This is a genomic window from Frankia canadensis (genome assembly GCF_900197875.1).
GTDB classification, from domain to species: domain Bacteria; phylum Actinomycetota; class Actinomycetes; order Frankiales; family Frankiaceae; genus Frankia; species Frankia canadensis.
In genome coordinates this window covers 1-2,322 of record NZ_FZMO01000367.1, presented here as the reverse complement: position 1 = coordinate 2,322, position 2,322 = coordinate 1, and the positions used below count along the sequence as shown (strand labels likewise).

2 protein-coding genes are annotated in these 2,322 nt (G+C 70.7%); both read left to right on the top strand.

Annotated elements, in window-relative coordinates:
- The first annotated feature begins 391 nt into the window (after positions 1-391).
- Positions 392-1,231 (top strand): enoyl-CoA hydratase/isomerase family protein, encoded by an 840-nt coding sequence (locus tag C1A33_RS23795; protein ID WP_101833566.1) that lies wholly within the window; start codon positions 392-394, stop codon positions 1,229-1,231.
- Between the two features lie 78 nt (positions 1,232-1,309).
- Entirely contained in the window at positions 1,310-2,080 is a 771-nt protein-coding gene (locus tag C1A33_RS23790) for an SDR family NAD(P)-dependent oxidoreductase (RefSeq protein WP_101833565.1), read from the top strand.
- Positions 2,081-2,322 lie beyond the last annotated feature (242 nt).

The following is a 2,322-nucleotide window of genomic DNA, read 5'->3' as shown; positions in this document are numbered from 1 at the left end:
AACGGGTGGCGGCCAACGTGCGCACCATCGCCGAGGACCTCGCGCCACTGCTGCGTCAGATCGACCCGACCGCCGCCACCCCCACCACCTCCGCCGCCCAGCTGACGAGAGACACCCGATGACGGATCGGCTCGCGGGCAAGGTCGTGCTGGTCACCGGAGCCGGTCAGGACATAGGGCGCGGCATCGCGCTGGCCCTGGCGCAGGGGGCGCTGGTAGTGACAGCGTCGGCGGCGCCGGCACGTCGAAGGCGCTGCCGGCGGCAGCGACCCGGACGGTGGATCGGCTCGCGCATCGGCAGTGCAGTCTTGACCCAGGTAACACTCGCGTTAGACGATTAGCGCAATCATTTAGTTGATGAGCGGCTTACGGGTCGAGGGTGAAGGGGCGGTATGGCGGGGCACGGTACGTTGGTGCGGCTGGAACGTCGGACGGACGGCGTCGCGTTGATCACGATCGACCATCCGCCGGTCAACGCGCTGACCCGCCCCGTGTTCGCCGAGCTGAACGCGGTCACCGACGAACTGCGGACCGCGCCGCCGGGGGCCGTGGTGATCACCGGCCGGCCGAAGGTCTTCGCACTCGGCGGTGAGATATCCGAGACGTATCGGACCCGCTTTCAGAACAGGACCGATGTCAGCGACGCCGAGCTGGACGCGGCGGTCCGGGAGATCACCGATCCGGACTACGTCCGCGAACTCGGCGAGAAGTATCTCGTCACCTTCGACGCCATCGCCGCACTACCGTGCATGGTGATCGCCGCGATCAGCGGCATCGCCTTCGGTGGCGGGCTGGAGCTCGCCCTGGCCTGTGACTACCGGATCGCGTCGCAGCGCGCGAAGCTCGCGACGCCCGAGATCATCCTGGGCGGCACGAGCATCGGCGGCGGCGTGTACCGGCTGCCACGCCTGGTCGGGCCCGCGATGGCGAAGAGGATGTACCTCGGCGGCGAGGCGATCACCGCTGCCGAGGCGCTGCGCATCGGCCTCGTCAACGAGGTGATGCCGGCGCAGGAGACCGTGCCGCGGGCGCTGGCGTTCGCCCAGACCTTCGTCCCCTACGCGGGCCCGTCACAGGCATGGTTCAAAGAACTCATCGACGCCGGCCACAGCGTCTCGGGCACCGAGGCGAACCAGCTGGAGCTGCGCCGGTGGTGCGAGTCCTACGCCACCGAGGACGCCCGCGGACGACTGCGCGACTTCCTCGCCCACGGACCCAGGACACCGCTCTAGCCAGCCCACGCCGCGCCCCGCTCCGACGCGTGACGCGCCGGGCAGCCGAACGGCCTGCCACATGAACGGAGCAGACGCATGGATCTCAGCACCTCCTCGGCCGTCGTGACAGGCGGGGCCTCCGGGCTCGGCGCGGCCACGGTCCGCTGTCTCGTCGCTGCCGGCATCGACACGACGATCGTCGATCTTGACGTGGACCGCGGCGAGCGGTTGGCCGTCGAGCTGGGCGAGCGGGCCCACTTCTGGCAGGCGGACATCACGGACCCGCAGGCCGTCGAGGCGGTCGTGGGCGCTCCGCGGGAGATCCCGTTGCGAATCATGGTGAACTGCGCGTTCGTGCCGGGCGGCGCGCGGCTGGTCGGCCTGGACGGCCAGGCCCACGATCTGGCGATGTTCCGCCGGACGATCGAGGTCAACCTGATCGGCACCTTCAACTGCCTGCGCCTGGGCGCCGCGGCCATCGCCCGCACACCGCCACTGGACGGCGGGGAGCGCGGTGTGATCGTCAACACCTCCTCCATCGCCGCCTTCGACGGCACCGAAGGTCAGTGTGCCTACGCCGCGGCCAAGGCGGGCGTCGCCGGCCTCACGCTGCCCGCGGCCCGGGACCTGCGCGGCCTGGGCATCCGCGTCGTGACAATCGCCCCCGGCACCTTCGCGACGCCGCCGGTCACCGGGCTCCCACAGCAGATCCTCGACGCATACACCCGGGCGGCGCTGGCCCCGGGCCGCCTGGGCGACCCTGCGGAGTTCGGCCGGTTCGTCCTGCACGCCTGCGAGAACTCCTACCTGAACGGGGACACCGTCCGTCTCGACGGCGGAGCCCGCCTCCCACCACACGGACGCTGACCGCCGGACGGCCGCTCCCTTCGAAGTTGTCGCTGGTTCCGATGCTGATCTCGTGGTCCGGGTAGCCCTGCTGGCGGCGTCGACTGTCGCAGCAGCGCGGCGATCGGGTTCCAGAGAGAAATGGACGAACACGTCACCCGGCCCGAGCGGGACCAGCCGGGTGTAGATGTCGACCCGGGCGGCGAGTGGCCGCTGCCGGTAGTGGACCGCCTTGGGCAGACCGGTGGTGCCGGAGGTGTGCA

What these genes read in the sequence shown, in the direction of transcription:
- C1A33_RS23795 (WP_101833566.1), top strand. Translation starts at nt 392, where the DNA reads ATGGCGGGGCACGGTACGTTGGTGCGGCTGGAACGTCGGACGGACGGC.
- C1A33_RS23790 (WP_101833565.1), top strand. Translation starts at nt 1,310, where the DNA reads ATGGATCTCAGCACCTCCTCGGCCGTCGTGACAGGCGGGGCCTCCGGG.